Origin of the sequence: Wolbachia endosymbiont of Mansonella ozzardi (genome assembly GCF_020278625.1) — a bacterium.
Classification (GTDB): Bacteria; Pseudomonadota; Alphaproteobacteria; order Rickettsiales; family Anaplasmataceae; genus Wolbachia.
Map to the genome: position 1 here is coordinate 1 of NZ_JADAKK010000078.1, position 2,754 is coordinate 2,754.

Annotated in this window: 2 protein-coding genes; both read left to right on the top strand. The window is 37.8% G+C overall.

What is annotated here, in order from left to right; translation table 11 throughout:
• On the top strand, window positions 1-1,548 hold a 1,548-nt coding region (fusA, locus tag IHO40_RS05525; RefSeq protein ID WP_225537138.1), incomplete at its 5' end, for an elongation factor G.
• 11 nt (window positions 1,549-1,559) lie between these two features.
• On the top strand, window positions 1,560-2,754 hold a 1,195-nt coding region (gene tuf / locus IHO40_RS05530; protein ID WP_225537139.1), incomplete at its 3' end, for an elongation factor Tu.

Below are 2,754 nucleotides of genomic sequence, written 5' to 3' on the forward strand. Positions count from 1 at the left end.
GTAGATCTCATCTCTATGAAGGCTATTATATGGGAAGAAGAGACATTAGGTGCTAAATTTTTTTATGAAGGTATTCCTTCTGATTTGCTTGATAAAGCTCAAAAGTATCGAAATCTTTTATTAGATACCGCTGCTGAGATGGAAGATGAAGCAATGAACACTTATTTTGAATCTAATGACCTGCCAGTAGATTTGCTAAAAAAATGTGTGAGGGGCGGAGCTATTAAAGGAGCTTTTGTTCCTGTATTATGCGGATCAGCTTTTAAAAATAAAGGAGTACAGCCGCTTTTAGACGATATAGTTGATTTTCTACCTTCCCCTATTGATGTTGATGAAATTGTTGGAACTAATCCTAAGGATCCAGAAAAGAAAATTGCGATTAAACCTTCAGAGCAAGAAAAATTTGTTGCTCTTGCATTTAAAGTGATGACAGATAAATTTGTGGGTAGCTTAACGTTTATTCGTATTTATTCCGGTAAGTTGAAGTCTAAATCCACTGTGTTAAATGCAGTAAAAAATGAGACTGAAGGAATTGGTAGAATGTTGCTTATGCATGCTAACAATAGGGAAGATATAAATGAAGCTAAAGTTGGAGATATAGTTGCTTTAGTTGGATTGAAAAAAACAATTACTGGTGATACTTTATGTTCGCATGATTTTCCTATATTATTAGAGCGTATGGAATTTCCTGAGCCTGTTATTGAAATTGCTGTGGAGCCTAAGACTACTTCAGATCAGGAAAAACTAGGTATTGCTTTAAATAGATTAGTTGCAGAGGACCCTTCTTTAAAAATTTTGGTAAATGCAGAAAGTGGTCAGACTATATTAAAAGGCATGGGCGAATTGCATCTTGAAATTATTACAGATAGAGTAAAGCGTGAGTTTAACGTTGATGTTAATATTGGCACGCCTCAGGTTGCATACCGTGAAACTATCACCAAATCTGTTGAAATTGATTACACTCACAAAAAACAATCAGGTGGTGCTGGTCAATTTGCCAGAGTAAAGATCTTATTTGAACCTCTTGAGCCCGGTTCTGGGTTTCAATTTGAAAGTAAAATCGTGGGTGGTGCAATTCCAAAAGAATACATTCCTGGTGTACAAAATGGTTTGGAGTTGATAAAAGAGGGAGGAATGATCTCTGGCTTCCCAGTTATTGATTTTAAGGCTACTCTTATCGATGGTGCCTTTCATGAAGTTGACTCAAGTCCTTTAGCTTTCGAGCTAGCTGCCAAAGGTGCTTTTGAGGAAATGGCAAATAAAGCCGGCCCAAAGATGCTAGAACCTATAATGAAGGTTGAAATTATTACACCTGAAGAGTACATGGGTGATATTATGGGTGATGTAAACAGTAGAAGAGGACAAGTTTCAGGTATGGAAACGCATAATAATAGTGCTATAATTCTTGCTTTAGTTCCTCTTGCAAGTATGTTTGGTTATATAAATGTTTTGCGTTCTATATCTCAAGGAAGGGCTCAATATAGCATGCATTTTTCTTGTTATGAACAAGTGCCACAATATGTGGTTGATGAGTTAAGGTATAATTAAGGGTAACAATTATGACAACAGCAGTAGAAGCTACAACACAAGTAGTAGAAGCATTTGGCAAGCCGCATATGAATGTTGGGACAATAGGGCATGTAGATCATGGGAAAACGACATTGACAGCGGCAATAACAAAGTATTATGGAAATTTTGTAGCATACGATCAAATAGATAAAGCACCAGAGGAGAGGAAAAGGGGAATAACGATCGCAACAGCACACGTTGAATATCAGACGGAAAAGAGGCATTATGCACACGTTGATTGTCCTGGGCATGCTGACTATGTAAAAAATATGATAGTAGGCGCAGCGCAGATGGATGCGGCAATATTAGTAGTGTCAGGGGTTGATGGTCCAATGCCACAAACAAGGGAACACATATTACTGGCAAAGCAAGTTGGTGTTAAGCATATTGTGGTATACATAAATAAAGCTGATGTTGCTGATCACGATATGATTGGTTTGGTGGAGATGGAAGTCAGAGAATTGTTAACAAAGTATGGCTTTCCTGGAGATGAAGTACCAGTTATTGTGGGTTCGGCATTAAAAGTGCTGGAAGGTGAAGAAAATAGTGAATATGGAAAAAAATCAATGGATAAATTGATGAAAGCATTAGATGAGTATGTGCCTAATCAGCCTAGGCCTGTGGATTTACCATTTTTAATGCCAATAGAAGATGTATTTTCGATATCGGGGCGTGGAACTGTGGTAACAGGAAGAATAGAAAAGGGAGAAATAAAGATGGGTGAAGAGATAGAAATAATAGGTCTGAAAGCAACGCAAAAGACAATATGTACAGGTGTTGAGATGTTTAAGAAGTTACTGGACAAAGGATGTGCAGGACTCAATGTAGGGATATTGTTGAGGGGAACAAAGAGAGAAGAAGTGGAAAGGGGGCAGGTATTAGCAAAGCCAGGAACAATAATGCCGCACAAGAGGTTTAAGTCGGAAGTATATATATTGAAGAAAGAGGAAGGAGGAAGGCATACGCCATTTTTTGCAAATTATCAGCCGCAATTTTATATAAGGACGACAGATGTAACGGGAAGTATAAAATTGCTGGAAGGGAAAGAGATGGTAATGCCAGGAGATAATGTAAGTATAGAAGTGGAATTGCAAGTATCAATAGCGATAGACAAGGGGTTGCGTTTTGCAATAAGAGAGGGTGGTAGAACTGTTGGTTCTGGTGTTGTTTCTGAAATTTTGGAGT